This window comes from Kitasatospora sp. NPDC088160 (assembly GCF_044741445.1).
Taxonomy (GTDB): Bacteria; Actinomycetota; Actinomycetes; order Streptomycetales; family Streptomycetaceae; genus Kitasatospora.
In genome coordinates, this window is sequence record NZ_JBIUSS010000035.1 from 57,592 (window position 1) to 84,540 (window position 26,949).

The window sequence follows — 26,949 nt, forward strand, 5'->3', positions numbered from 1 at the left end:
CGATGGCCGAGAACCGACAACACGACGACACCGCGACCGGGCACCGCTCCACGGTCCGCTCCCTCCTGCGCCTGTGGCCCTACGCCCGAGCCGTCCGCCGCCGGTTGGCCACCTCGGTGGCCGCCGCCCTGGTCGCCATGCTGAGCGTCCTCGGCGTCCCGCTGGTCCTCGGCCGGATCGTCGACGGTCCGCTCGCCGAACACGACCTGAGCGGACTCTGGCCGCTGATCGGCCTGCTGCTGGTCCTCGGGCTGGTCGAGGCCGCGCTGTTCTACACCCGCCGGGTGGTCCTGGCCCGCCCGCTGGCCGGGCTGGAGACGGCCATGCGCGGCGACCTCTTCGCCAAGCTCCAGCGGCTGCCGATCTCCTTCCACGAGCGCTGGGGATCCGGCCAGCTGCTCTCCCGGGCCACCGCCGACATGTACACCATGCGGCTGTTTCTGGCCTTCCCGCTGGTCTTCCTGGTCGTCAACTCGGTGATGTTCCTCGCCGGCACGGCGGTGATGTTCACCCAGGACTGGCGGCTCGCCCTGATCATCCTGCTGCCCGCCGTCCCGCTGTTCGTGCTCACCCGGCGGTTCGAGGCCGGCTACTCCGGCGCCTCCCGCCGCGCCCAGGACCAGAACGGCGACCTCGCCACCGTCATCGAGGAGTCCGTCCTCGGCATCCGCATCCTCAAGGCCTTCGGCCGCCACCGCTCGATGGCCGAGCGCTTCCGCGCCCAGGCCCACGACCTGCGCCGCACCGAACTGCGCAAGGCCGGGCTGCTCGCCAACCTCTGGGCGGTCATCGTCGGCCTGCCCGAGATCGCCCTCGGCTGCGCCCTCGCCGCCGGCGCCTACCTGGTCGCCCACGACGAGCTGAGCGCCGGCACCCTGGTCGCCTTCCTCTCCACCGCGCTGGCGCTGCGCTGGCCGGTCGAGTCCCTGGGCTGGCTGCTCGCCTACGCCAACGAGGCCGCCACCGCCACCGACCGCTTCTTCGAGGTGCTGGACGAGCCCGAGACCGCCGACCCGGGCACCGCCGACGGCCTCGGCGGTGCCCCCGACGGCATCCGCTTCACCGGCGTCCGCTTCCGCTACCCCGACGCCCCCGACGACACCCCCGACCTGCTGGCCGGCATCGACCTGCACATCCGCAGCGGCGAGACGATGGCCCTGGTCGGCGCCACCGGCAGCGGCAAGACCACGCTCACCGCGCTGCTCCCCCGCCTGTACGAGGCCACCGCCGGCACCATCACCCTGGACGGCCGGGACATCCGCGACCTCCCCCGGGAGCGGCTGCGCGAGCTGGTCGCGGTCGCCTTCGAGGAGCCCACCCTGTTCTCCGCCACCGTCCGGGAGAACGTCCTGATGGGCGCCCCGGGCGCGAACGACCAGCAGCTGCGCGCCGCCCTGGCCACCGCCCAGGCCTCCTTCGTGGACAAGCTCCCGGACGGCGTGGACACCGAGGTCGGCGAGCAGGGCCTGAGCCTGTCCGGCGGCCAGCGCCAGCGCCTCGCCCTGGCCCGTGCGGTGGTCGGCGACCCGGCCTTCCTGGTGCTGGACGACCCGCTCTCCGCCCTCGACGTGCACACCGAGGCCCTGGTCGAACGGGCGCTGCGCCAGGTCCTCGGCGCCACCACCGCCCTGGTGGTCGCCCACCGCCCGAGCACCGTGCTGCTCGCCGACCGGGTCGCGGTGCTCTCCGACGGCCGGATCGAGGCCGTCGGCACCCACCAGGACCTGCTGCGCGACTGCGCGCACTACCGCGAACTGATGTCGGGCGAGTCCGCCCCGATGCCCGAGGCCGTCCTGGTCTCCGAGGGGGGCACCACCCGATGACCACCACCATCTCGCCCGTCGGCCCCGCCGAACGGGAGACCGCCGAACCGGTCGAGGAACAGCTGCCGCCGCCCCCGGCCGACGAGGAGGACATCCCCGTCCCGCCCGGCGCGCCCCGGGCTCTGCTGCGCTCGCTGCTCGGCCCGCACCGGGCCCGGATCGCCGTCGCGATGCTGGTGATCCTCATCCAGCAGGCGGCCCTGCAGTCCGGCCCGCTGCTGGTCGCCATCGCGATGGACCGCGGCATCCCGGCACTGCGCGAGAGCGACAGCGGCCCGCTGATCGCGGTGGTCTGCGCCTACCTGGGCTGCGCGCTGCTCAGCCTGCTGCTGCAGTGGGCGTTCATCAAGATCAGCGCCCGGGTCAACCAGGACATCCTGCTGGAGCTGCGCGGCCGGATCTTCCGGCACGCCCAGCGGCTGAGCCTGGACTTCCACGAGCGCTACACCTCGGGCCGGATCATCTCCCGCGCCACCAGCGACGTGGACGCGCTGCGCGAGCTGCTCTCCGAGGGCCTCCAGGAGCTGCTGACCGTCCTCCTGTCGGTTTGCTACATCTCGGTGCTGCTGCTGGTGCTGGACTGGCGGCTCGGACTGGTCTCGCTGGCGTCGATCCTGCCGCTGGCGCTGATCGCCCGGTCCTTCCGCAGCCGCTCGCGCCGGGTCTACCGCCGCTCCCGCACCTCGGCCGCCTCACTGATCGTCCGTTTCACCGAGACCATGAACGGCATCCGCCCGGTGCAGGCCTTCCGCCGCGAGAAGGCCAACGACGAGGCCTTCGCCGTGGTCAACCGGCAGTCCGCCACCGCGACGGCGGACGGCCTGCTGGAGATCGCCCGCTACGTCGGCCTCTCCCGCGTCACCGCCAACCTGTGGACCACCGGCGTGGTGCTGCTCGGCGCCTACCTGGTCGCCGACGGCACGGTCGAGCTGGGCGTGCTCACCGCCTTCGTGCTCTACCTGCGCCGGCTCTACGACCCGATCGACCAGCTGGCGATGTTCCTGAACAGCTACCAGTCGGCCGCCGCCGCGCTGGAGAAGATCGCCGGCCTGCTCGCCCACGAGCCGACCGTCGCCGAACCGGCCGCGCCCGCCGAACTGCCGCAGGCCGCCGGCAAGGGGCGCGAGGTCCGCTTCGAGGAGACCCGTTTCGCCTACCGCACCGGCAAGCAGGTGCTGCCGCCGTTCGACCTGGTGATCCCGGCCGGGCAGACGGTGGCGGTGGTCGGCGCGACCGGCGCCGGCAAGTCGACGGTCGCCAAGCTGCTGGCCCGCTTCTACGACCCGACCGACGGCCGGATCCGGCTGGACGGCGTGGACCTGCGCGACCTCGCCACCCCCGAGCTGCGGCGCGGCGTGGTGATGGTGACCCAGGAGTCCTTCCTGTTCTCCGGCACCGTCGCCGAGAACATCGCGATCGGCCGCCCCGGCGCCGGCCGCGAGGAGGTCGAGCAGGCCGCCCGGGACATCGGCGCGTACGAGTTCATCGCGGCGCTCCCGGACGGCTTCGACACCGACGTGCGCAAGCGCGGCGGCCGGATCTCCGCCGGGCAGCGCCAGCTGGTCGCCTTCGCCCGCGCCCTGCTCGCCGACCCGGCGGTGCTGATCCTCGACGAGGCGACCAGCTCGCTGGACGTCCCCGGCGAGCAGGCCGTCCAGCGGGCCATGCGCACGGTGCTGGCCGGCCGGACGGCGGTGATCATCGCGCACCGGCTCTCCACCGTGGAGATCGCCGACCGCGTCCTGGTGATGGACCAGGGCCGGATCGTCGAGGACGGCTCCCCGCAGGAGCTGATCGACGGATCCGGCCGCTTCGCCGCCCTCCACCAGGCCTGGCGGGACAGCCTGGTCTAGGGCCGGCGCTCCCCCCGGCAGGGCCTCAGCGCAGCACCCCCGCGTCCATCCCCGACGACTCGGCGGGCAGGGCCACCAGCCCCAGCTCCGCCGGGGAGGCCAGCCGGGGGTGGGCCGGCAGCACCCGGACGGTGTAGCCGAACGGGCCGGTCCGGCACAGCTCCAGCGAGCCCTCGTAGCGGGTCCGGCCGTCCAGGTCGGACCCGCCGACCGGCTTGAGGGCGAGCACGCAGCCGTCCGAGATGCCGTCCGTCTCGTCCACCCGGCCGGACACCGCCTGCACCTCGACGTCGCCCGGCTCCAGCGCCCCGAGCGTGACCTGCACCCGCAGCGCCAGCGAGCTGCCCAGCTCCTGCGCCTCGTCCGGACAGTCCGCCTCGACGTGCTCGACCCGGACGGCCGGCCAGGCCTCCCGGACCTTCGCCTTCCAGGCCGCCAGCTCCAGGGCGCCGTGGTGCTCCGCCGCCGCCAGCTCCCGCTGGGCCAGCGCCGCCGGGGTGTACAGCCGTTCGACGTACTCGCGGACCATCCGCCCGGCCAGCACCTTGGGGCCGAGGGTGACCAGGGTGTGCCGGACCATGGCGATCCAGCGGTGCGGCAGCCCGTCCGTGCCCCGGTCGTAGAACCGGCCGGCGACCTGGTCCTCGATCAGGTCGTACAGCGCGGCGGCCTCGATGTCGTCGCGGCGCTCGGCCTCGCTGCTCTCCGGGTCGAGCACGCCGTCGGTCTCGTCGGCGGTGGGGATCGCCCAGCCGTTCTGGCCGTCGTACCACTCGTCCCACCAGCCGTCCAGGACGGACAGGTTGAGGCAGCCGTTGAGCGCGGCCTTCATCCCGGAGGTACCGCAGGCCTCCAGCGGGCGCAGCGGGTTGTTCAGCCAGACGTCGCAGCCCGGGTAGAGGTGCCGGGCCATCGCCATGTCGTAGTCCGGCAGGAAGACGATCCGGTGCCGGACGGCCGGGTCGTCGGCGAAGGCGACCATCTGCTGGATCAGCCGCTTGCCGCCGTCGTCGGCCGGGTGGGCCTTGCCGGCGACCACGATCTGCACCGGCCGGACGGGGTGCAGCAGCAGGGCGCGCAGCCGGTCCGGGTCGCGCAGCATCAGGGTGAGCCGCTTGTACGAGGGCACCCGGCGGGCGAAGCCGATGGTGAGCACGTCGGGGTCGAGCACCGAGGAGACCCAGCCGAGTTCGGCCTCGCCGGCGCCGCGCTGGCGCCAGGAGTCGCGCAGTCGGCGGCGGGCCTCGTCGACCAGTTGGGCGCGCAGGCTGCGGCGCAGGTCCCAGATCTCGGTGTTGCCGATCCGCTCCAGGCCGGTCCAGCGCTTGGCGTCGCCGGTGGTCATGGCGTCCTCGGCGCGGTCGGCGCCGATCTCGGCGGCGCCGAGCCGCACGACCGCCGGGTCGATCCAGGTGGCGGCGTGGACGCCGTTGGTGACGGAGGTGATCGGCACCTCGGTGGCGTCGAAGCCGGGCCAGAGGCCGTTGAACATGGAGCGGCTGACCTCGCCGTGCAGGGTGGAGACCCCGTTGGCGCGCTGGGCGAGCCGCAGGCCCATGGCGGCCATGTTGAAGAGCTTCGGGTCCCCGCCGGGCCAGGTCTCGGCGCCGAGCGCGAGCACCGGCTCGACCGGGACGCCCGGCAGCGCGGCGTCGCCGCTGAAGTGGCGGGCGACCAGCTCGCGGTCGAAGCGGTCGATGCCGGCCGGGACGGGTGTGTGGGTGGTGAACAGGGTGCCGGCCCGGACGGACTCCAGGGCGGCGGCGAAGTCCAGGCCGACGCTGTCGGGGCCGGGTGAGCCGGTGGAGACCAGCTCGCGGATCCGTTCGACGCCGAGGAAGCCCGCGTGGCCCTCGTTGGTGTGGAACACCTCGGGGGCGGGGTGCCCGGTGAGCCGGCAGTAGGCGCGGACGGCGCGGACGCCGCCGATGCCGAGCAGCATCTCCTGGAGCAGCCGGTGCTCGCTGCCGCCGCCGTAGAGCCGGTCGGTGACGTCGCGCTCGGCGGGCGAGTTGGCCTCGATGTCGGAGTCGAGGAGCAGCAGCGGGACCCGTCCGACCTGGGCCTTCCAGATGTGCGCGGCCAGGGTGCGGCCGCCGGGCAGGGCGAGGTCGACCCGGCCGGGGGTGCCGTCGTCCTCCCGGAGCAGGCTGACCGCGAGTTCGTCCGGGTCGAGCAGCGGGTAGCGCTCCTGCTGCCAGCCGTCCCGGTTGAGGGACTGCCGGAAGTAGCCGTGCCGGTAGAACAGGCCGACGCCGATGATCGGGACGCCGAGGTCGCTGGCGGCCTTGAGGTGGTCGCCGGCCAGGATGCCGAGCCCGCCGGAGTACTGGGGCAGCGCGGCGGCGATGCCGTACTCGGGCGAGAAGTAGGCGATGGCGGCGGGCAGCGGGGTGGCGCCGGCCTCCTGCTGGGCCTGGTACCAGCGCGGGCCGCTGAGGTACTCGCGCAGGTCGTCGGCGAGGTCGCCGAGTCTGCGCAGGAACCGCCGGTCGGCGGCGAGGGCGGCGAGCCGGGCGGCCGGGACCTCCCCGAGCAGCCGCACCGGGTCCTCGCCGGTCGCGGCCCAGACCTCCGGGTCCACGGACCGGAAGAGGTCCCTGGTCTCGGGGTGCCAGGACCAGCGCAGGTTGAGGGCCAGCTCGTGCAGCGGCTGGAGTTGTTCGGGCAGGACGGTGCGGACGGTGAATCTGCGGATTGCCTTCACGGCGTGAAGCGTAGCCGCGATGTCCGTCATGACAGTGCGTCAAGTGGGCTATTGGGCATCCGTTCGGCCTATTGATGAGATCGCATTCGGCGCATTGGTCTGCACGGGGGGCGCGCGCGGCGCACATTTCCGGGGTCCTGCGCTACCAATGCATGAACACTGCGGAACAGGTCCATTTCCGATGGCTCATCCGCTCAGGACAAAGCCCGAAACTACTGTCGTACCGCTGCAAAAGTCTTGTCCCCGGTGCGAGGATGACTCAAGGTCGTTGATGCTGCGGGGAGTGCGGCGGCGGGTGGCGTCCGCCTTGAAGCAGCACGTCCGAATCCTTTTCGCGTTGATCGTTCCCCTTCTTCTTAGCCCATTCGGCGCTCACCTCGCACCGACGCGTGTCCTCGTACTCGGCCTGCTCGTTCACGGGTCGACCGGGTCGCCCAGGGGCGTGCCCCTGGAGGCGCGCGCCGGGACGCGCGCGGCTCCAGGGCCTCCCGTCGAGGACTCGGCGGGCGCCGGGCAGGTTGCCGGGGACGGCGGCGCGGGCAGGCTTCCGGTCGCACGTCCTCCCCACCCAGCAGTCCTCCCGGTACTCCCCTGGCCCATCCCCGGCCCGCGGGAGCTGCCGCCGATCTCGGGCAGGAGTTTGACATGCACGGCGACACGCGGGACCAGTCCACACCGGTGGCCGACAGCCACGACGCAGCGGTCGCGGAATCCGCCGGACGGATGGATTCTGACACTCGGACGGATCCGGCGATGCCGGCACCGCGGGCCGCCGGGGCGGTCCGCACCGAGCCGGCCGAAGCGGCCCGACAACCCGGGGCCGAGGAGGGCCGGACCGCGGCACCGCGCAGGCGCACCACCACCACGCGCCGCGCCGCCGCCACCGCGAAGGCCCCCGCCGACGCCGCCGGGACCGCCGGGACCACCGCCGAGGGCGCCTCCGGCGCCGCGCCGCGCAAGGCCTCCGCCCGCAAGCCCGCCGCCCGCAAGACGACAGAGAGCGACACCGTGATCGGCCGCATCCCCGTCCTGGACGTCAGCCCCCTCGTCGACTCCGGCCGCCGCCCGGCCAAGGCCGTCGTCGGCGAGACCTTCCTGGTCACCGCGACCGTGTTCCGCGAGGGCCACGACGCCGTCAACGCCAACGTGGTGCTGCGCGACCCGCGCGGCCGCGGCGGCCCGTGGACGCCGATGCGCGAGCTGGCCGAGGGCACCGACCGCTGGGGCGCGCACGTCACCCCGACCGCGCCCGGCCGCTGGTCGTACCTGGTCGAGGCGTGGAGCGACCCGGTCGCCACCTGGCGCCGGACCGCCGCCGTGAAGCTGCCCGCCGGGATCGACACCGCGCTGGTCCTGGAGGACGGCGCCCGGCTGCTGGAGCAGGCCGCGGTCGGCGTGCCGAAGAAGGAGGGCCGCGCGCACGTGCTGGCGGCCGCCGACGCGCTGCGCGACCCCGGCCTGCCGCCGCTGTCCCGGCTGGCCGCCGCGCTCGCCCCCGAGGTGCTGGACCTGCTGGCCCGGTACCCGCTGCGCGAACTGCTCAGCGCCTCCCGCCCGCTGCCGCTCCAGGTGGACCGCGAGCGCGCGCTGTACGGCTCCTGGTACGAGTTCTTCCCCCGCTCGGAGGGCGCGGTGGTGGATCCGAGCGGCGTCGAGCCGCCGCGTTCGGGCACCCTGCGCACCGCCGCCGAGCGGCTGCCGGCCGTCGCCGCGATGGGCTTCGACGTGGTCTACCTGCCGCCGGTGCACCCGATCGGGCGAGCCTTCCGCAAGGGGCCGGACAACGCCCTGACGGCCGGTCCGCACGACGTCGGCTCGCCCTGGGCGATCGGCTCCCCCGAGGGCGGCCACGACGCCGTCCACCCCGACCTCGGCACGATCGAGGACTTCGACCACTTCGTCGCCGAGGCCGAGGCCCTGCGCCTGGAGGTGGCGCTGGACTTCGCCCTCCAGTGCTCCCCCGACCACCCGTGGGTGAACAAGCACCCGGAATGGTTCAGCCACCGCGCGGACGGCACCATCGCGTACGCCGAGAACCCTCCGAAGAAGTACCAGGACATCTATCCGATCAACTTCGACCAGGACATGGACGGAATCGTCAAGGAAACCATCCGGATCCTCCGGTTCTGGATGTCCCACGGCGTTCGGATCTTCCGGGTCGACAACCCGCACACCAAACCGGTGGCGTTCTGGGAGAAGGTGCTCGCCGACATCGCCCGCACCGACCCGGACGTCGTGTTCCTGGCGGAGGCCTTCACCCGGCCCGCGATGATGCACACCCTGGGGAAGATCGGTTTCCACCAGTCGTACACGTACTTCACCTGGCGCACCACCAAGCCGGAACTCACCGAGTACCTCACCGAACTCACCGGTGACGCCGCCGCCTACATGCGGCCCAACTTCTTCGCCAACACCCCGGACATCCTGCACGGCTACCTCCAGCACGGCGGCCGCGCCGCGTTCGCGATCCGCGCCGTGCTCGCCGCCACCCTCGCCCCCAGCTACGGCGTCTACGCCGGCTTCGAGCTGTACGAGGACGAGCCGGCCCACCCCGGCTCCGAGGAGTACCTGCACTCGGAGAAGTACGAGCTGCGCCCGCGCGACTGGACCCGCACCGACTCCCTCGCCCCGCTGCTCACCGTGCTGAACCGGCTGCGCCGGCGCCACCCCGCCCTCCAGCAGCTGCGCAACCTGCGCTTCCACCCCACCGACAACGACCAGGTGCTCGCCTACTCCAAGACCGCGACCACCCCCGAGGGCCTCACCGACCAGGTCGTCACCGTGGTCAACCTCGACCCGCACCACGTCCAGGAGGCCACCGTCACCCTCGACGGCGACGGCCCGTACGCGGTGCACGACGAGCTCACCGGCGCCGTCTACACCTGGGGCCGGCACAACTACGTCCGGCTCGATCCCTCAGCCGAGCCGGCTCACCTCCTCACGGTTCGGAGGAACCCAGCGTGACTGTGAACGAGCCCGTCCCCGACACCTTCCCGGAGACCTCGAAGAAGAACCTGGACCCGGAGTGGTTCAAGCGTGCGGTCTTCTACGAGGTGCTGGTGCGGTCCTTCCAGGACAGCAACGGCGACGGGGTCGGGGACCTGAAGGGGCTCACCACCAAACTCGACTACCTGCAGTGGCTCGGGGTCGACTGCCTCTGGCTCCCGCCGTTCTTCGCCTCGCCGCTGCGCGACGGCGGGTACGACGTGGCCGACTACAAGTCGGTGCTGCCGGAGTTCGGCGACCTCGCCGACTTCATGGAGTTCGTCGACGCCGCGCACGCCCGCGGCATGCGCGTGATCATCGACTTCGTCATGAACCACACCAGCGACCAGCACCCGTGGTTCCAGGCCTCCCGGACGGACCCGGACGGCCCGTACGGCGACTTCTACATGTGGGCCGACGACGACAAGCAGTACCCGGACGCCCGGATCATCTTCGTCGACACCGAGACCTCCAACTGGACCTACGACCCGGTCCGCAAGCAGTACTTCTGGCACCGGTTCTTCTCCCACCAGCCGGACCTCAACTACGACAACCCCCGCGTCCAGCAGGAGATGATCGCCGGACTGCGGTTCTGGCTCGACCTCGGCATCGACGGCTTCCGGCTGGACGCGGTGCCGTACCTGTTCGCCCGCGAGGGCACCAACTGCGAGAACCTGCCGGAGACCCACGAGTTCCTCCAGCGGGTCCGCAAGGAGATCGACGCCGACTACCCCGACACCGTCCTGCTGGCCGAGGCCAACCAGTGGCCCGAGGACGTCGTCGACTACTTCGGCGACTTCACCGCGGGCGGCGACGAGTGCCACATGGCGTTCCACTTCCCGGTGATGCCCCGGATCTTCATGGCCGTGCGGCGGGAGTCCCGCTACCCGGTGTCGGAGATCCTCAGCAAGACCCCGCAGATCCCCGGCGGCTGCCAGTGGGGCATCTTCCTGCGCAACCACGACGAGCTGACCCTGGAGATGGTCACCGACGAGGAGCGCGACTACATGTACGCGGAGTACGCCAAGGACCCCCGGATGCGCGCCAACGTGGGCATCCGCCGCCGGCTCGCCCCGCTGCTGGAGAACGACCGCAACCAGATCGAGCTGTTCACCGCCCTGCTGTTCTCGCTGCCCGGCTCGCCGGTCCTCTACTACGGGGACGAGATCGGCATGGGCGACAACATCTGGCTGGGCGACCGGGACGGCGTGCGCACACCGATGCAGTGGACCCCGGACCGCAACGCGGGTTTCTCCTCCGCCGACCCGGGCAGGCTCAGTCTGCCGCCCATCATGGACCCGGTGTACGGCTACCAGGTGACCAACGTCGAGGCACAGCAGAGCAGTTCGAGTTCGCTGCTGCACTGGACGCGTCGCATGATCGAGATCCGCAAGCTCAATCCGGCGTTCGGCCTCGGTACGTACACCGAACTGCCCTCCAGCAACCCCGCCGTGCTGGCCTTCGTGCGCGAACACGAGGGGGACCTGGTCATGTGCGTGAACAACTTCTCGCGGTTCGCGCAGCCGACCGAGCTGGATCTGCGGCAGTACGGCGGACGGTACCCGGTCGAGCTGATCGGCGGGGTGCGCTTCCCCTCCATCGGCGAGTGGCCCTACCTGCTCACGCTGGCCGGCCACGGCTTCTACTGGTTCCAGCTCCGGCAGCCGCCGCGGCTGAGCGGGACCAGGCGCTCGAAGTAACGATCCGCCACACCCTGCCCCACAGCACCACCAGACCCTCCGGGGGCGCGAGTTGAACCCCTGCGCCCCCGGAGTTCTCTGCACCGCCGCGTACGGAGAACAGCCCAACGGCCACCCACACGAAGGCGTGACACCTGAGCCCCGCTCGCGTGCCGCCGCCGCCGCGCCGCCGAAATCCGGAAGACTGACGGACCCGGCCAGACCCGTCGGGCAGTCCGCCCGCTTCCGGGGAAAGGGAGTCATGTCCGAAACCTCCCGTTCTCAAGCCCATGTGCAGCAGGACGCCCCCGCCGACACCGCCGCGCCGGCGGGCGCGCGGAGCACCGGGGCCCGGAGAACCGCCCTGGGGGTCAGCGAACTCGTCCAGGCCGCGCTGCCGCTGATCGCCGAGTGGCTCCCCACCCAGCGGTGGTACGCCGGAAAGGGACGGCCCATCACCGGCCTCACCCCGATGGTCGGAACCCCGCTCCAGGTCGGCGACCCCGCCCTGCTGCACCTGCTGCTGCGGGTCGAGCACGCCACCACGGCCGGCGCCCCGCACGGCGACATCTACCAACTCCTGCTCGGCATCCGCTCGGAGGGGCCCGCGGACATCGAGCCCAGCGCCGTGCTCGGCCGGCTCAACCAGGGCCCGTACGACGGCGCGGCGCTCTACGACGCCGTCCACGACCCCGAACTCACCGGGCGGCTGCTGGAACACCTCGCCACCGGCGACCGGTTCGGCTCGCTGTCCTTCCGCCGGACCCCCGGCTCCGGGCTCCCCGCCAACCTCCCAGGCCGCGCCTCCACCGCCGAGCAGTCCAACAGCTCGGTCATCTACGGCACCTCGTACATCCTCAAGCTGTTCCGCCGCATCCACCCCGGCACCAACCCCGACCTCGAACTCTCCCTCGCCCTCTCCCGGGCCGGCTCCACCCGGATCCCCCGGGTCGCCGCCTGGTTCGAGAGCCGGCTGGAACGCGCCGAACCCGCCACCCTCGGGCTGCTCCAGCGCTACCTGCCGGACGCCGAGGACGGCTGGGAGCTCGCCCTCGACCAGGTCGGCCGGCTCAAGGGCGACCCCTCCCCCGGCAACTTCGCCATCGAGGCCCACCGGCTCGGCCGGGCCACCGCCGAAGTCCACCGGGTCCTGGCCCGCTCGATGCCGGTCGCCCGGCTCGACCGCGCCCAGACCAGCCGGCTCGCCACCACCATGGCCGACCGGCTGGACAGCGCCGTCGCCGCCGTCCCCGGCCTGCTGCGCTACCGGGCCGCACTGCGCACCGCCTTCCAGCAACTCGCCGACGCCCACCCCGACGGCCTGCCCGTCCAGCGCATCCACGGCGACCTGCACCTCGGACAGGCCATGCGCACCCCGCACGGCTGGGTGCTGCTGGACTTCGAGGGCGAACCCGCCAAGTCCGTCAACGAACGCCGCGAACCCCAGCCCGCGCTGCGCGACGTCGCCGCCATGCTCCGCTCCTTCGACTACGCGGCCGCCCACCTGCTCGCCGGCGGCCCGGTCGATCCGGAACTCGCCCACCTCGCCGCCGCCTGGGCCCAGCGCAACCGCACCGCCTTCTGCGCCGGCTACACCGCCGGCGGCGGCGCCGACCCGGCGGCCTCACCGGAGCTGATGCGGGCCCTGGAGATCGACAAGGCGGTGTACGAGGTCGTGTACGAGGCCCGGCACCGGCCGAGCTGGCTGCCGATCCCGCTCGCCGCGATCAACCGGCTCGCCCTCACCGTCTGACCGCTCCGGCCCGCCCGCACCCCCTGCCCTGCCCGCCCCCTGCCCCACCCGCACCCCCGGTTCCGCCGCCCTGGAGTTAGCCCACCCCCCGTCGCAGGAGGACCCAGCCGTGACGCCGCTCGACCCGCCCGGCCGCACCACCCGCCCCGTCCCGGCCACCTTCCTGGCCGGCCCGGACTCGCCCCGGCCCGAGCCCGTCCCGGCCGAGGAGTCCGGGCCGGCCGGCGAACCCGCCCCGACGGAGGAGTCCGTACCAGTCGCGGCGTCCGCACCAGTCGCGGCGTCCGCACCGGTCACGGCCCCGCCCACGGCCTCGCTGCGCCTGCCCGAGGCGCCGCTGCCGCCGTCCGAGGTGGACCGGCTGGTCGGCGGGCAGCACCACGACCCGCACGCCCTGCTCAGCGCGCACCCGGTGCACGGCGGCACCGCGATCCGGGTGCTGCGCCCGTTCGCCGAGCGGGTGGTCGTCGAGACCACCCAGGGCCCGGCCGAACTCACCCATCAGCAGGGCGGGTTGTTCACGGGGCTGGTGGCCGGCGCCGACGCCGTGGACTACCGGCTGCTGGTGACCTACCCCGGCGGCGAGCCGCTGGCCCAGCACGACGGCTACCGCACCCCGCCCACCCTCGGCGAACTCGACCTGCACCTGATCTCCGAAGGCCGGCACGAGCAGCTATGGCAGGCCCTCGGCTCGCACGTGCGCACCGTCGACGGCGTCGCCGGCACCGCCTTCGCGGTCTGGGCGCCGAACGCCGTCGGCGTCCGGCTGATCGGCGACTTCAACCACTGGGACGGCACCGGGCACCCGATGCGCTCGCTCGGCTCGTCCGGCATCTGGGAGCTCTTCGTCCCGGGCCTCGCCGAGGGCGCCGCGTACAAGTACGAGATCCACACCCGGCAGGGCTGGGTGCTCGACAAGGCCGACCCGCTCGCCCGGGCCGCCCAGTGCCCGCCCGCCACCGCCTCGGTGGTCACCTCCTCCGACTACCGCTGGCAGGACGGCGACTGGATGGCCCGCCGGGCCCGCGCCGCACACCACCGGGCGCCGATGTCCGTCTACGAGCTGCACCTGGCCTCCTGGCGGCCCGACCTCACCAGCTACCGCGCCATCGCCGAGGAACTGCCGCGCTACCTCAAGGAGTTGAACTTCACCCACGTGGAGTTCATGCCGGTCATGGAGCACCCCTTCGGCGGCTCCTGGGGCTACCAGGTGTCCGGCTACTACGCCCCCACCGCCCGGCTCGGCAGCCCCGACGACTTCCGCCACCTGGTCGACACCCTGCACCGGCACGGCATCGGCGTGATCGTCGACTGGGTGCCCGCCCACTTCCCCAAGGACGCCTTCGCGCTCGCCCGCTTCGACGGCGAGCCGCTGTACGAGCCGGCCGACCCGCTGCGCGCCGAGCACCCCGACTGGGGAACCCTGGAGTTCGACTACGGCCGCACGGAGGTGCGCAACTTCCTCGTCGCCAACGCGGTCTACTGGTGCGAGGAGTTCCACATCGACGGCCTGCGGGTGGACGCCGTCGCCTCGATGCTCTACCTCGACTACTCCCGCGAGGGCGGCGCCTGGACGCCCAACCAGCACGGCGGCCGGGAGAACCCGGACGCGGCCGCGTTCCTCCAGGAGATGAACGCCACCGTCTACCGGCGCTGCCCCGGCGTGGTCACCATCGCCGAGGAGTCCACCGCCTGGGACGGCGTCACCCGCCCGACCGACGCCGGCGGCCTCGGCTTCGGGCTCAAGTGGAACATGGGCTGGATGCACGACTCGCTGGTCTACATGTCCAAGGAGCCGGTGCACCGCAAGTTCCACCACAACGAGATCACCTTCTCGATGGTGTACGCCTACTCGGAGAACTACGTCCTGCCGATCTCGCACGACGAGGTGGTGCACGGCAAGCAGGCGCTGGTCTCCAAGATGCCCGGCGACTGGTGGCAGCAGCGCGCCAACCACCGCGCCTACCTGGGCTTCATGTGGTCCCACCCGGGCAAGCAACTGCTCTTCATGGGACAGGAGTTCGCCCAGGGAGCTGAATGGGACCACGAGCAGGGCCCGCAGTGGTGGGTGCTCGACGAGCAGTGGCCCGCCCACCAGGACCACCGCGGCGTCCGCCGGCTGGTCCGCGACCTCAACCGGCACTACCTGGACACCCCCGCCCTCTGGGAGCGGGACACCACCCCGGACGGCTTCCGCTGGCTCGACGGCGGCGCCGCCGAGGACAACCTGCTCTCCTTCGTCCGGTACGGGGCCGACGGCTCGCCGCTGGTCGCGGTCTGCAACTTCTCCCCCGTCGTCCGGCACGGCCACCGGGTCGGTCTGCCCGACCTGGACGGCCGCGACCAGCTGTGGGAGGAACTGCTCAACACCGACGCCGAGGCCTACGGCGGCGGCGGCATCGGCAACTCCCACCCGGTCAAGGCCGAACCGACCCCCTGGCACGACCAGCCCCGCTCCGCCGAACTGGTCCTCCCCCCGCTCGCCACCCTCTGGCTCCGCCCGGCCCGCTGAGGGCCTGAGCACCAGAGTGTCTGAGCGCCTGCCCGGCCGGGCAGGCGCTCAGCTCGGCGCCGACACCGGGAAGCCGAGGTCCTCCGCGGCCCTGCCCAGCTCGCGGTCGTAGGTGATGAACTCGGTCAGCTCCGTGCGGAACGGGTCCGCGCTGGCCAGGTGCAACGCGTCCAGCGAGCCGAGGCGCGGAGTGCGGTAGGAGAGCGCCCGGGCGAGCACCGCGCTGCTGAGGTCGACCTGGTGGCTGCCCCGGAGCGCCTGGTCCACGTAGTAGGGGACCTGCTGGTGGGCCAGGCCCGCGCGGAGCAGGGCGCGGGTGATCTCCAGCCGGGCCAGCGCGCTGGTGATCAGCTCGGTCCCGGCGGGCAGCGCCTGCCGCCACGCCCGCACTGCGGCCGTCTCCGGCTCCGGCTTGATGAACTTCAGCAGCGCGCAGGAGTCGAGGTAGATCAACGGTTCCGCTCCCGTTCGCGGTCCTCCACCAGGAGGTCCGAGAGGCTGCCGATCTCCGGCAACAGGTCGAGGGCCAGCTCGGGCATGCCCTCCTCGGCGGGCGGGGTGACCTCGCCGGCCGCGACCATGCGTTCGAGGACCGTCGCCGGGGGTTCCTCCGGCACGAGTCTCAGCACGGGCCGCCCGCGGTCGGTGACGACGATCGTCGCGCCGGCCCGGACCCGCGCGACCGCCTTGGACGGGTTCTGGTTCAGCTCACGCAGTCCCATGGTCTCCATGCCCTCCAATGTAACTACGTCATGTAGGTACATCAAGGGCGGGCGGCGGCGCAAACCCCACGCCCAGGACGTTCAGCCCTTGCCCCGACTCGGCCGCTCTGCTCGCGGACGCCCGTTCGTGGTGCGAAGGTATGGTCGATATGGCCATATTCCGAGACGACGGGACGGAGACACCCACGTGGCGCGCAGCGTGTACGTGACCGGTATCGACCGGGGGGACGGCCGGCAGGCGGTCGAACTCGGGGTCATGGAACTGCTCACCCGCCAGGTGGACCGGGTCGGGGTGTTCCGGCCGCTGGTGCACGCGCACGCGGGGGCGTCTGCCGGCCACCGGGCCGGGTCCGAGCCGGGCTCGGACCACGTGGTGGAGCTGCTGCGCGGCCGGTACCGGATCGACCTGCCGAGTTCCGAGCTGTACGGGCTCAGCTACGAGGAGGCCGCCGCGCTGCAGGCCGCCCGGGGGCAGGACGAGCTGGTCTCCGCCCTGGTCGACCGCTTCCGCGCGCTGGAGCGGCGCTGCCAGGCGGTGCTGGTGCTCGGCACCGACTTCGCCGACACCAACATCCCGGACGAGCTGGCCTTCAACGCCCGGCTGGCCAACGAGTTCGGCGCCGCCGTGCTGCCGGTCGTCGGCGGGCACGCCGAGGACCCGGAGGCCGTCATCGCCGAGGTCCGCAACGCCCACCGGGCGTTCACCGACCTGGGCTGCGAGACCCTGGCGATGATCGCCAACCGGGTCGCCCCGGGCGCCAAGCAGCGGATCCAGCGCAAGCTCACCGAGAAGCTGCCGATCCCCGCCTACGTCATCCCGGAGGAGCCGGCGCTGGCCGCGCCGACCGTCGCCCAGCTGGTCGAGACGACCGGCGCCGAGGTCCTGCTCGGGGACGCCGCCGGCCTGGCCCGGGACGTCCGCGGCTTCGTCTTCGGCGGCGCCATGCTGCCCACCTTCCTGGACGCCCTGACCGAGGGCGCCCTGGTCGTCACCCCCGGGGACCGCGCCGACCTGGTGATCGGCTCGCTGGCCGCGCACGCCGCCGGCGCCCCGCCGATCGCCGGCGTGCTGCTGACGCTCGGCCAGCACCCCGGCCCGAACGTGATGGCGCTGGCCGCCCGACTCGCCCCCGGCACCCCGGTCGCGGTCGTCCCGGAGGGCAGCTGGCCGACCGCCGCGGCCCTCACCCACCTGGAGGGCAAGCTCACCGCGGCCAGTCCGCGGAAGGCCGAGATCGCCCTCGGGCTGTTCGAACTGCACGTCGACACGGCCGAGTTGACCAACCTGATCGAGGTCGGCCGGTCCGAGCGCGTCACCCCGATGATGTTCGAGCACGAGCTGCTGGAGCGGGCCCGGGCGAGCCGGCGGCACGTCGTCCTGCCGGAGGGCACCGAGGAACGGGTGCTGCGCGCGGCCGAGATCCTGCTGCGCCGCAACATCTGCGACCTCACCCTGCTCGGCGAGGCCGACGCGGTGCGCCGCAAGGCCGCGAGCCTCGGCATCGACCTCCCGCAGGAGCAGTCGGGCACCGACCGCGCCCAGGTCCGGATCGTCGACCCGACCACCAGCCCGCTGCGCCGCCAGTTCGCCGAGCTGTACGCCCGGCTGCGCGCCCACAAGGGGATGACCGTCGAGCTGGCGCTGGACGTGGTCACCGACGTCTCGTACTTCGGCACCCTGATGGTCCAGGAGGGCATCGCCGACGGCATGGTCTCCGGCGCGGTGCACTCCACCGCCGCGACCATCCGGCCCGCCTTCGAGGTGATCAAGACCTCGCCGGGCGCGGCCATCGTGTCGAGCGTCTTCTTCATGTGCCTGGCCGACAAGGTGCTGGTGTACGGCGACTGCGCGGTCAACCCCGACCCGGACGCCCAGCAGCTGGCCGACATCGCGATCCAGTCCGCCGCCACCGCCGCCCAGTTCGGGGTGGAGCCGCGGGTCGCGATGCTCTCGTACTCGACCGGCACCTCCGGGTCCGGCGCGGACGTCGACAAGGTCCGCAAGGCCACCGAGCTGGTCCGCGAGCTGCGGCCGGACATCCTGGTCGAGGGCCCGATCCAGTACGACGCGGCGGTGGACGCCCACGTCGCGGCCACCAAGCTGCCGGGCTCCGCGGTGGCGGGCCGGGCGACCGTGCTGATCTTCCCGGACCTCAACACCGGCAACAACACCTACAAGGCGGTCCAGCGCTCGGCGGGCGCGGTGGCGGTCGGCCCCGTCCTCCAGGGCCTGCGCAAGCCCGTCAACGACCTCTCGCGCGGCGCGCTGGTCCAGGACATCGTCAACACCGTCGCGATCACCGCCATCCAGGCCCAGGACGAGAAGGAGCCGAAGGCATGAGCGAAGGAACGCGCGTTCTCGTCCTGAACGCCGGCTCCTCGTCGGTGAAGTACCAGCTGATCGACATGCTGGACGGTGCCCGGCTGGCCTCCGGCCTGGTGGAGCGGATCGGCGAGCCCGGCGGGCGGCTGGTGCACACCCCGCACTCGGGCGGGCCGCGCGAGCTGCCGCAGCTCTTCCCGGACCACTCCGCCGCCCTGAAGGCCGTCGCCGAGGAGCTGGCCGCCGACGGCCTCGGGCTGGACTCCCCCGAGCTGGCCGCGATCGGCCACCGGGTGGTGCACGGCGGCAAGCGGTTCACCGAGCCGACCGTGGTCACCGACGACGTGCTCAAGGAGATCCGCCGGCTGATCCCGGTCGCGCCGCTGCACAACCCGGCCAACATCACCGGCATCGAGGTGGCCCGCGCGCTGCGCCCGGACCTCCCCCAGGTGGCCGTCTTCGACACCGCCTTCCACGCCTCGATGCCCGAGTTCTCGGCCCGGTACGCGATCGACAAGGCCGTGGCCGACGAGCACCGGGTGCGCCGCTACGGCTTCCACGGCACCTCGCACCAGTACGTCTCGCGGGCCACCGCCCGGCTGCTCGGCAAGGACCCGGCCGAGGTGAACGTGATCGTGCTGCACCTGGGCAACGGCGCCTCCGCCTCGGCGGTCGCCGGTGGTCGCTGCCTGGACACCTCGATGGGCCTGACCCCGCTGGAGGGCCTGGTCATGGGCACCCGCTCGGGCGACATCGACGCCGGTGTGGTGTTCCACCTGCACCGGGTGGGCGGGCTGTCGATCGACGAGATCGACGACCTGCTCAACCGCCGCAGCGGTCTGCGCGGCCTGTGCGGCGACAACGACATGCGCGAGATCATGCGCCGGGCCGGGGCCGGGGACGCCGACGCGAAGCTCGCCTTCGACGCGTACATCCACCGGCTGCGCAAGTACATCGGCGGCTACTACGCCGTGCTCGGCCGGGTGGACGCGATCGCGTTCACCGCGGGCGTCGGGGAGAACGCGGCGCCGGTGCGCGCGGCGGCCACCGCCGGGCTGGACGAACTGGGCATCGCGGTCGACCCCGAGCTGAACTCGGTGCGCTCCGGCGAGGCCCGGATCATCTCGCCCGCGTACGCCCGGGTGGCGGTCGCCGTGGTGCCCACCGACGAGGAACTGGAGATCGCCCGACAGGCCTTCGCCCTGGTCCACCGGCGGTCCGGGGACTGACCGGACGCCGTCTCGCCCCTCGGGATCCTTCGTTGGCGATTCCTCACGATTCGTGCCGAATGCACCTATAACACGAACGGATAGACTGATCCATATGCGCCGAGCGAAAATTGTCTGCACCCTGGGTCCGGCGACGGACTCCTACGAACAGCTGAAGGCCATCGTCGAGGCGGGCATGAACGTCGCCCGACTGAACATGAGCCACGGCAACCACGCGGACCACGAGGAGCGGTACCGCAAGGTCCGCCAGGTCTCGGAGGACACCGGCAAGGCCATCGGCGTCCTGGCCGACCTCCAGGGTCCCAAGATCCGTCTGGCGACCTTCGCCAACGGCCCGGTGACCGTCGACAACGGCGACGAGTTCACCATCACCACCGAGGACGTCCCCGGTGACCAGCACATCTGCGGCACCACCTACAAGGGCCTGCCCGGCGACGTCAAGCCCGGCGACCCGATCCTGATCAACGACGGCGTCATCGCCCTGGAGGTCGTCAGCGTCGACGGCCCGCGGGTGAAGACCGTGGTGATCGAGGGCGGCGTGCTCTCGAACAACAAGGGCATCAACCTGCCCGGCGCGGCCGTGAACGTGCCCGCCCTGTCCGAGAAGGACAAGGACGACCTGCGCTTCTCGCTGCGCCTGGGCGTCGACATGGTCGCCCTGTCCTTCGTCCGCAACGCGGACGACGTCAAGGACGTCCACGAGGTCATGGACGAGGTCGGCATCCGCGTGCCGGTCATCGCCAAGATCGAGAAGCCGCAGGCCGTCGAGGCCATGGAGGAGATCGTCCTCGCCTTCGACGCCATCATGGTCGCCCGCGGCGACCTGGCCGTCGAGTACCCGCTGGAGCGGGTGCCGCTGGTCCAGAAGCAGCTGATCACGCTGGCCCGCCGCAACGCCAAGCCCGTCATCGTCGCCACCCAGATGATGGAGTCGATGATCCACGCCTCGCGCCCCACCCGCGCCGAGGTCTCCGACGTCGCCAACGCCATCCTGGACGGCACCGACGCGGTCATGCTGTCCGCCGAGTCGAGCGTCGGCAAGTACCCGATCGAGACCGTCCGCACCATGAGCCGGATCGCCGAGAGGGCCGAGGAGGAGCTGCTTTCCCAGGGCCTCCAGCCGCTCAACCCGGGTCGCAAGCCGCGCACCCAGGGCGGCTCGATCGCCCGCGCCGCGTGCGAGCTGGGCGACTTCCTGAACGGCCAGGCGCTGGTCGCGTTCACCAAGTCCGGTGACACCGCCCGCCGCCTGTCCCGCTACCGTTCGCCGATCCCGGTGATCGCGTTCACCCCGGACGTCGCCACCCGCAACCAGCTCTCGCTGAGCTGGGGCGTCGAGGCGCACGTCACCGAGCAGGTCGGGTCCACCGACGCGATGGTCGCCCAGGTCGACCGCGAGCTGCTCAGCATGGGCCAGCTCGCCGAGGGCGCGACCGTCATCGTCACCGCCGGCTCGCCCCCCGGCATCCCCGGCAACACCAACATGGTCCAGGTGCACCACCTGGGCACCCGGGGCGAGTAACACCCCGTGGTTCCGACGCCCGTGGGGCGGTCCTCCGGTGGAGGGCCGCCCCACGGGCGTTCTCGCGACGTCGCCGCCGTGGCGCGGCTACCGGTCGCCTACTTGTCGCTGTAGGGCGCGTCGTCGTTGAACAGGCGCATGCCGGGAATGGTCAGCGTGCCGCCGAACTGGCCGGCCTGCTTGGCGGTGACCCCGGTCAGCTCCAGGTCCAGCGGGATCGGGATCGAGCCGATCAGGTCGTACAGCCAGCGCGGCAGGGTGTCCGGGGTGAGGGTGATCTCGCCCAGGTCGATCGGGATCGGCAGGCCGAGCACCTTGGAGAGGTGGCCGGACAGTCGCTCCACGTACATCGTGACCGGGCCCTTGCGCATGGTCGAGGTCGAGCCGGGGGCGCCCTTCACGTGGAAGGTCTTGCCGTTGCCCTGCAACGTCGACATGTCGAGGTTGTCGATGTCGACGCTGTCCACCACGAACTTCAGCACCCGCTTGGTGCCGGTCGGGGTCCGCACGTCGTAGACGCCGTGGAAGGCCGCGCCGTGCAGCGCCAGCCGGCTGGTCGCCAGCGTCCAGTTCTGCTGCGGGACGACGTCCCCGGTGGCGGGCGCGCCGGCGGTCAGGCCGCTGGTGTCCACCGCGCAGTTGGGGTTCGCGCTCGGCGAGGACGCCGGGGTGTCGCCGGCGGCCCCGGACGGGGTGGCGGGGGCCGTACTCGGGCTCGCCTTGCCGCTCGGCTTCCCCGTCGTGCCGCCGGCCGGGCCACCGGCGGCGGAGGCCGTCGCGGCGGGCGAGGCCTGGTCGCCCGCCGGGGCCTGCTCGCCGCTGCCGGCGGCGGGCGGCGGCGGGGTGCCGGGCTGCGCGTCGGCCGGGGCCCCGGTCGTCGGGGCCTGCGGCTGGGCCGGCGTCCCGGCGCGCGGGGCCGGGACGGCCGGCGCGGGGGCCTGGGTGGTGGCCGGAGCGGGGGTGCCGGTCGACTTGGCGCTCGGCGTCGGGCTCGGTGAACCACCCGGGTCCAGCAGGTGGTTGACGCCGCCCAGGACGTCGTCGATCAGCCCGGCCCGGTGGGCCGTGTCCGAACCGCCGGGGGCGGCGGAGCGGGCGACCGGCGGCGTGGTCGCCGGGGTGGTGGCCGCGCCGGTCGGGGCATCGGTCGGCGTCGCGCCGGCGCTCGGCGTACCGGCCGGCGCGGAGGGCTGCTGGGCGGGCGCGGTGGTCGGCGTCTGGGTGGGGATCGCGCTCGGCCCCGTCGAGGGCGCCGTCGAGGGCACGGTGGGGGGCGCCGTGGACGGACCGGGCGGCGGCTCGGGCAGCTCGCTCTTGGGGACGGGCGTCTCCAGCGGTGCGACGTCCGGCACGGTGGCGGGCGCGGTCCCGCAGGGCTTGCCCGCCGTGGACTCGGCGACGGCCGGGTTGGGGGTGTACGCGGCGGCCATCAGCAGCGCCGTCGGCACCGCGGCCATCGCCAGCGCGCGGCCTCTCAGCCGGACCCGGACGGGCGTGCGCGGCGCCACGTGTCGACCGGCGCGCTGCGGTTGGTCCTCCGACGCGCTCACCGCGCCTCCTTCGGGTCCACGGCGGCGGCCTGCTCGTTCGACGCGGCCTGTGCGGGCAGCTTCGCGGTGGGCGCTCCGGCCGCCGCGGGCTCGGTGGCGACGTTCTCGACGACGACCGCGCTCTCGCCGACGGCGGCCTCGGAGGCCGGTGTCCCAAGTGCGGGGGCCTCAGCAGCAGGGGCCTCGGCGGCGACGCTCGCGGCGACGGCGGTCTTGGCCGCCTTCGGCTCCGGCAGCGGCGCCCAGGACGCCATCAGGCCGCCGCCGATCAGCCCCGGCAGCAGCGCCAGGCCGAACCCGGCCAGGTTGGAGACCGGGATCGAGACCAGCGTCAGCAGCGTGGTGGCGACTCCCGCGAAGACCCGCACGGTCGGCTGGAACCACGCGGTCAGCCCGAGCACGATCAGCAGCACGCCGATGATCAGCGATCCGGCGCCCGCCGTGGTGGCCATGGCCACCGTCATGCCGCCCAACGAGAGCTTGGCGTACGGGAAGTACATGATCGGGACGCCGGCGATCATGGCCAGCAGGCCGCCGTAGTACGGCCGCGTCCGACGGAAGGTACGGAACACCCGGCGCAGCCACTGGACGGGGTTCTCGTGCTCGGCGGGCCGGAATGAGGCAAGGGCGCTGGACACGGTGCAGCTCCTCGATGGTGTGAACGAGGGATGGACGAGACACGGGATCCGGCGACGGCGCACGCGCCACCACCGGTCCCACAGGTGCCGTCGGGGCGGCGGACCGGGCCCGGTCCGCCGCCCGTCAACGGCCTAGTAGCACTCGCCGGTGCCGTCGGTGTGCAGCGCGAGCTTCAGGCCGGGGAGCTTGAAGGTGCCGGCCGAGGTGGCCCAGGCGGTCTGCTGCACGTTGTACAGGTCGGCCTTGTCGGCGGCCTGGGCGAAGCCGGTCGCGCCGGACGGCAGGCCGCCGAGCTTGGACTTCCAGCCCTGGGTGGCCTCGCCCTTGAGGGTCGAGGCGTCCTGGCCGATGTTGATGTTGGTGAACTCGGCGTCCGCGTTCAGCTGGTCGAGGTCGATCAGCAGGTTCTTGGCGTAGACCTGCTTCTTGACGTCGTCGCTGTTGCCCGCCTCCAGGCGAAGGACGATCTTGGGCAGCTTCCACGGCAGGCCGGGGATGACGTTGGGGTCGGTCACCACCGACTGGCAGAGGCCCTTGATGGTCGCCTCGTCGAAGGCCGAGACCGCGACCGGGTGCGGAGTGCCGTTCACCTCGGCGTCGATCGAGCCGAACTGGGCGAAGTTCTTGCCGTGCAGCTCCGGCGTGGTGACCTTGAAGCTCTGGCCGGAGACGCTGAACGAAGCCGCCAGCGCGTTGTTGGCCATGGCGGCGCCGACCATCGCGGTGGCCGCGATGCTCGGCACCATCACCAGGGCGAAGCGCTTCCAGCGGGTCTTGCCGTAGGTCTGGGACATGCGAGTCCTCCTTCTAGGACGTACATCTCCGGCTCCCCGGCGGCGCGCCCGCGCCGGTGGGGGACTGGGATGGGAGAGAGCTACGTCCTCGGTAGCGGAGAGCGCCTTGGGCGTCGTCGGACGCGGGAGCGGCCGGCACACAGCGGCACTCCCGTCCCTCCACCGGCCGCCCTTGCGGGGCGGCGGGCAGGACCGACGACATCGGCGATCACCCCCGAGCGACAACCAGCGACCGCGCAGGGCCGCGCGGCCGGTCGAAGGACAGGAACCGCCGTGGGACCGCGGATACCCCCCTGCCCTCCCTACCGCCGACCGGGGCCGACGGATCACCCGGTGGGGATCCCGTGCTCCACGTGGCCGACCGGATCGGAGGGTGTGGAGTCAGGGACCGGGCGTCGCCGATCGTGCTCGAATCCCGGGCGAAGCACAAGAGGTTCCTTACTGACGGGTAATGCAACACCCGACAGCGTTGATCATGAAATCGACGCGACATGCACCGTGTGTGACGTCTTGAAGGAAACGTGACGAAGAAATCCGCCGGAAACACGAACGAAACACCCGTGGACAGTCACCAGGTGTGACTGTCCACGGGTGTTGTCAAGATTTGGTAAACCTCTGTCCGGTTGACCGGATTGTCGCCAAATCACCCGGCGACACCGCAGGTCATCCGCCGTGCCAGGACCCGCCCGGGACCGACCGGGCCCGAACCGGAGGCGGCGTCAGAACAGCACGCGCGCCAGCGCGGTGCGGGCCGCGGTGACCCGCGGGTCGTCCGGGCCGATCACCTCGAACAGCTCCAGCAGGCGCAGCCGGGCGGCGTCCCGGTCCTCACCGGCGGTCCGGCCGACGGTGTCCACCAGCCGGCCGAAGGCGTCCTCGACGTGACCGCCCACCAGGTCCAGGTCGGCCGCCCGCAGCTGGGCCTCGACGTCCTTCGGGTCGGCCGCGGCCGCGGCGCGGACGGCCTGCGGGTCCACGCTCTCGATCCGCTGCAGCAGTTCGGCCTGGGCGAGGCCCAGCCTGGCCTCGGTGTTGCCCGGCTGGTCGGCCAGCACGTTCCGGTAGGCCTGGACGGCGCCGCCCAGGTCGCCGCTGTCCAGCGCGTCGTGCGCGGCGGCCAGGGCCGGGTCCTCCGGCCGCTGCGGGGCGGCGTCCGACGCCTCGCCCGGGGCCCCGGCGCCGCCGACCACGCCGAAGCGCTGCTCGGCGACCAGGATCAGCTGGTCCAGCACCTTGCGGACGTTGGCCGCGCTCTCGGCGCCCTGGAACAGCGGTACCAACTGGCCGGCCACCACGGCCATCACGGCCGGGATGCCCTGGATGCCGAACTGCTGGGAGATCAGCGGGTTGGCGTCCACGTCGATCTTGGCGAGCACGAACCGGCCGGCGTACTCCTCGGCCAGGCCCTCCAGGATCGGGCTGAGCTGCTTGCAGGGGCCGCACCACTCGGCCCAGAAGTCGATGACGACCGGCACTTCGGTGGAGCGCTGGACGACCTCGGCCTCGAAGGTGTCCTCGGTGACGTCGATGACGAGCGCGTAGGCGGACTGCGCGGGGGCGACCCCGGCCGCTTCGTCGGCGGCCGCCTGGCGGGCCCGCTCGACCCGGGCCTGCTCGGCCTTCTGGGCAGCCTCGCCGGCTGCCTTCACTGCGGCGAGGTCGACCGCACCGCGCAGGGCGGAGCTGTTGAGACGCGAATTCCGTGGCTGCATGGCACCATCCTCCCCCGTCCGCGCCGCCTGCGGGCAACCAACCTCGGGAAAGTCGCCCCGCACGGGCCGCGCGGCGCGGATTCCCGGGCGCGGTGGCCCTCCCCCGGTAGCCTGAACCGTTCGGCGCGGATCCCCACCCGCGCCCGCGCCGCCCCGTCCCACGGGTGCGGCGCCTGGTTGTCACTGCTTTCGCTACGAGTCGTAGCGTAACTGGAGCCGGGGTCCCGGCCGCAAGCCCCATCGGCGGTTCCGCGACGTGACCTGCCCCACTTTCCGGGGCGGCCCGGCTGCCCGAACGGGCGAACAGCCGCTACCGTTACCAGCCCCACCCATGTTACTCACCAGTAGAGCGCAAGGAGGCCCGGTTGCCGGCCCCCCAGCCCCCCGCGAACCCGGACGTCACGGGCCCGGAGACCGCGGACGGCCCCGCCCCCTCGGCGGGTGCCACGACCAGGGCCAAGGGGCGCCCGCGCAGTGCCGCCGCCGACCGCGCCATCCTCGACGCCACCCGCGAGGCCCTCGCCGAACTCGGCTGGGGCGGGCTGACCATGGGCCACGTCGCGACCCGCGCCAAGGTCGCCAAGACCACCCTCTACCGCCGCTGGCCGTCCAAGAACGAACTCGTGGTGGACGCCGTCGCCAGCCTCTTCGACGACCTGGTGATGCCCGACCTCGGCAGCCTGCGGGCCGACATCGAGGCGGTGGTCGCCCAGTTCGCCGACCTGCTGGCCCGCCCCGAGACCCAGGCCGCGCTGCTCGCGCTGTTCGCCGAGGGCACCCGTGACCCGCACCTGCACCGCCGCATCCGGGAGGCCATCGTCGACCCGCAGAAGCGCCTGGTCCGGCAGGGCCGGGCGGCCGCCCAGGCGCGCGGCGAACTCGCCCCGGACGCCGACCCGCGGACGGCCGACGAGGAGATCGACATCATCTTCGACACCATCGCCGGGACGGTCGAGCACCGCGTCCTGGTCAGCGGCGAGCCGATCACCGCCGACTGGACCCGCCGCTTCACCAACCTGCTGCTCGGCCCCTTCCCCAGCCTGCTGGCCAACTAGGCCCAATGCCGGTGACTTTAGGTTGCTCCTGGCTGGGTGATGGTGACTGTCGCCGGTTCTGGTTGCGGCCAGTTGCGGTGTTGGGAGCGTT

17 protein-coding genes are annotated in these 26,949 nt (G+C 72.7%); 10 read left to right on the top strand and 7 right to left on the bottom strand.

The features are described from left to right. Nucleotides 1–2: 2 nt before the first annotated feature. Together ACIOGZ_RS37905 and ACIOGZ_RS37910 are read left to right on the top strand one after the other, a co-directional pair. Complete coding sequence (locus tag ACIOGZ_RS37905; RefSeq protein WP_363582067.1) at nucleotides 3–1,823, top strand: ABC transporter ATP-binding protein; 1,821 nt, start codon at nucleotides 3–5, stop codon at nucleotides 1,821–1,823. Continuing rightward, nucleotides 1,820–3,676: an ABC transporter ATP-binding protein gene (locus ACIOGZ_RS37910; RefSeq protein ID WP_363582065.1), complete on the top strand. Its 1,857-nt coding sequence runs from the start codon at nucleotides 1,820–1,822 to the stop codon at nucleotides 3,674–3,676. The genes ACIOGZ_RS37905 and ACIOGZ_RS37910 overlap by 4 nt, the downstream gene beginning before the upstream one ends. A 25-nt stretch (nucleotides 3,677–3,701) precedes the next feature. Here the strand turns inward: ACIOGZ_RS37910 and glgP are convergent, their stop codons facing one another. Further along, nucleotides 3,702–6,383, bottom strand: a complete 2,682-nt coding sequence (glgP, locus tag ACIOGZ_RS37915) for an alpha-glucan family phosphorylase (RefSeq protein ID WP_363582063.1) — start codon at nucleotides 6,381–6,383, stop codon at nucleotides 3,702–3,704. Between the two features lie 1,008 nt (nucleotides 6,384–7,391). On the opposite strand from glgP, the gene ACIOGZ_RS37920 reads away from it, so the two are divergent. The 4 genes from ACIOGZ_RS37920 (at nucleotide 7,392) to glgB (ending at nucleotide 15,312) form a co-directional block, all read left to right on the top strand. After that, nucleotides 7,392–9,347, top strand: coding sequence for an alpha-1,4-glucan--maltose-1-phosphate maltosyltransferase (locus ACIOGZ_RS37920; RefSeq protein WP_363582158.1), 1,956 nt, complete (start codon nucleotides 7,392–7,394; stop codon nucleotides 9,345–9,347). Then, nucleotides 9,344–11,068 carry a maltose alpha-D-glucosyltransferase gene (treS, locus tag ACIOGZ_RS37925; protein ID WP_063347760.1) on the top strand — a complete coding sequence of 575 codons (1,725 nt, stop codon included), beginning with the start codon at nucleotides 9,344–9,346 and terminating at the stop codon, nucleotides 11,066–11,068. Before ACIOGZ_RS37920 ends, treS begins: the two co-directional genes overlap by 4 nt. A 241-nt stretch (nucleotides 11,069–11,309) precedes the next feature. Next, nucleotides 11,310–12,800: a maltokinase N-terminal cap-like domain-containing protein gene (locus ACIOGZ_RS37930; protein ID WP_363582060.1), complete on the top strand. Its 1,491-nt coding sequence runs from the start codon at nucleotides 11,310–11,312 to the stop codon at nucleotides 12,798–12,800. A 109-nt stretch (nucleotides 12,801–12,909) separates the two neighbouring features. Next, nucleotides 12,910–15,312, top strand: coding sequence for a 1,4-alpha-glucan branching enzyme (glgB, locus tag ACIOGZ_RS37935; RefSeq protein ID WP_363582058.1), 2,403 nt, complete (start codon nucleotides 12,910–12,912; stop codon nucleotides 15,310–15,312). A 48-nt stretch (nucleotides 15,313–15,360) separates the two neighbouring features. Here the strand turns inward: glgB and ACIOGZ_RS37940 are convergent, their stop codons facing one another. Both ACIOGZ_RS37940 and ACIOGZ_RS37945 read right to left on the bottom strand, forming a co-directional pair. After that, entirely contained in the window at nucleotides 15,361–15,765 is a 405-nt protein-coding gene (locus ACIOGZ_RS37940) for a type II toxin-antitoxin system VapC family toxin (protein WP_363582056.1), read from the bottom strand. Next, nucleotides 15,762–16,043, bottom strand: a complete 282-nt coding sequence (locus ACIOGZ_RS37945; RefSeq protein ID WP_363582054.1) for a type II toxin-antitoxin system prevent-host-death family antitoxin — start codon at nucleotides 16,041–16,043, stop codon at nucleotides 15,762–15,764. The genes ACIOGZ_RS37940 and ACIOGZ_RS37945 overlap by 4 nt, the downstream gene beginning before the upstream one ends. Before the next feature lie 178 nt (nucleotides 16,044–16,221). Here ACIOGZ_RS37945 and pta point away from each other — a divergent pair, with 178 nt between their 5' ends. The 3 genes from pta (at nucleotide 16,222) to pyk (ending at nucleotide 21,108) form a co-directional block, all read left to right on the top strand. Continuing rightward, nucleotides 16,222–18,375 carry a phosphate acetyltransferase gene (gene pta, locus ACIOGZ_RS37950; protein WP_363582052.1) on the top strand — a complete coding sequence of 718 codons (2,154 nt, stop codon included), beginning with the start codon at nucleotides 16,222–16,224 and terminating at the stop codon, nucleotides 18,373–18,375. Continuing rightward, nucleotides 18,372–19,586, top strand: coding sequence for an acetate kinase (locus ACIOGZ_RS37955; RefSeq protein WP_363582050.1), 1,215 nt, complete (start codon nucleotides 18,372–18,374; stop codon nucleotides 19,584–19,586). Before pta ends, ACIOGZ_RS37955 begins: the two co-directional genes overlap by 4 nt. A 94-nt stretch (nucleotides 19,587–19,680) precedes the next feature. Continuing rightward, nucleotides 19,681–21,108 carry a pyruvate kinase gene (gene pyk, locus ACIOGZ_RS37960; RefSeq protein ID WP_063347766.1) on the top strand — a complete coding sequence of 476 codons (1,428 nt, stop codon included), beginning with the start codon at nucleotides 19,681–19,683 and terminating at the stop codon, nucleotides 21,106–21,108. A gap of 98 nt (nucleotides 21,109–21,206) precedes the next feature. On the opposite strand, the gene ACIOGZ_RS37965 is transcribed toward pyk, so the two are convergent. The 4 genes from ACIOGZ_RS37965 to ACIOGZ_RS37980 form a co-directional block, all read right to left on the bottom strand. Continuing rightward, on the bottom strand, nucleotides 21,207–22,658 hold the full coding sequence (locus tag ACIOGZ_RS37965) for a hypothetical protein (RefSeq protein ID WP_400989269.1): 1,452 nt from the start codon (nucleotides 22,656–22,658) through the stop codon (nucleotides 21,207–21,209). Then, nucleotides 22,655–23,296: a DUF6114 domain-containing protein gene (locus tag ACIOGZ_RS37970; RefSeq protein WP_363628716.1), complete on the bottom strand. Its 642-nt coding sequence runs from the start codon at nucleotides 23,294–23,296 to the stop codon at nucleotides 22,655–22,657. The genes ACIOGZ_RS37965 and ACIOGZ_RS37970 overlap by 4 nt, the downstream gene beginning before the upstream one ends. A 132-nt stretch (nucleotides 23,297–23,428) precedes the next feature. Then, entirely contained in the window at nucleotides 23,429–24,091 is a 663-nt protein-coding gene (locus ACIOGZ_RS37975) for a DUF6230 family protein (protein ID WP_063347768.1), read from the bottom strand. A gap of 719 nt (nucleotides 24,092–24,810) precedes the next feature. Next, nucleotides 24,811–25,803 carry a tetratricopeptide repeat protein gene (locus ACIOGZ_RS37980; RefSeq protein WP_363582044.1) on the bottom strand — a complete coding sequence of 331 codons (993 nt, stop codon included), beginning with the start codon at nucleotides 25,801–25,803 and terminating at the stop codon, nucleotides 24,811–24,813. 494 nt (nucleotides 25,804–26,297) lie between these two features. Between ACIOGZ_RS37980 and ACIOGZ_RS37985 the strand changes: the two genes are divergently transcribed. Beyond that, nucleotides 26,298–26,858, top strand: coding sequence for a TetR/AcrR family transcriptional regulator (locus tag ACIOGZ_RS37985; protein WP_400989272.1), 561 nt, complete (start codon nucleotides 26,298–26,300; stop codon nucleotides 26,856–26,858). Nucleotides 26,859–26,949: the final 91 nt, after the last annotated feature.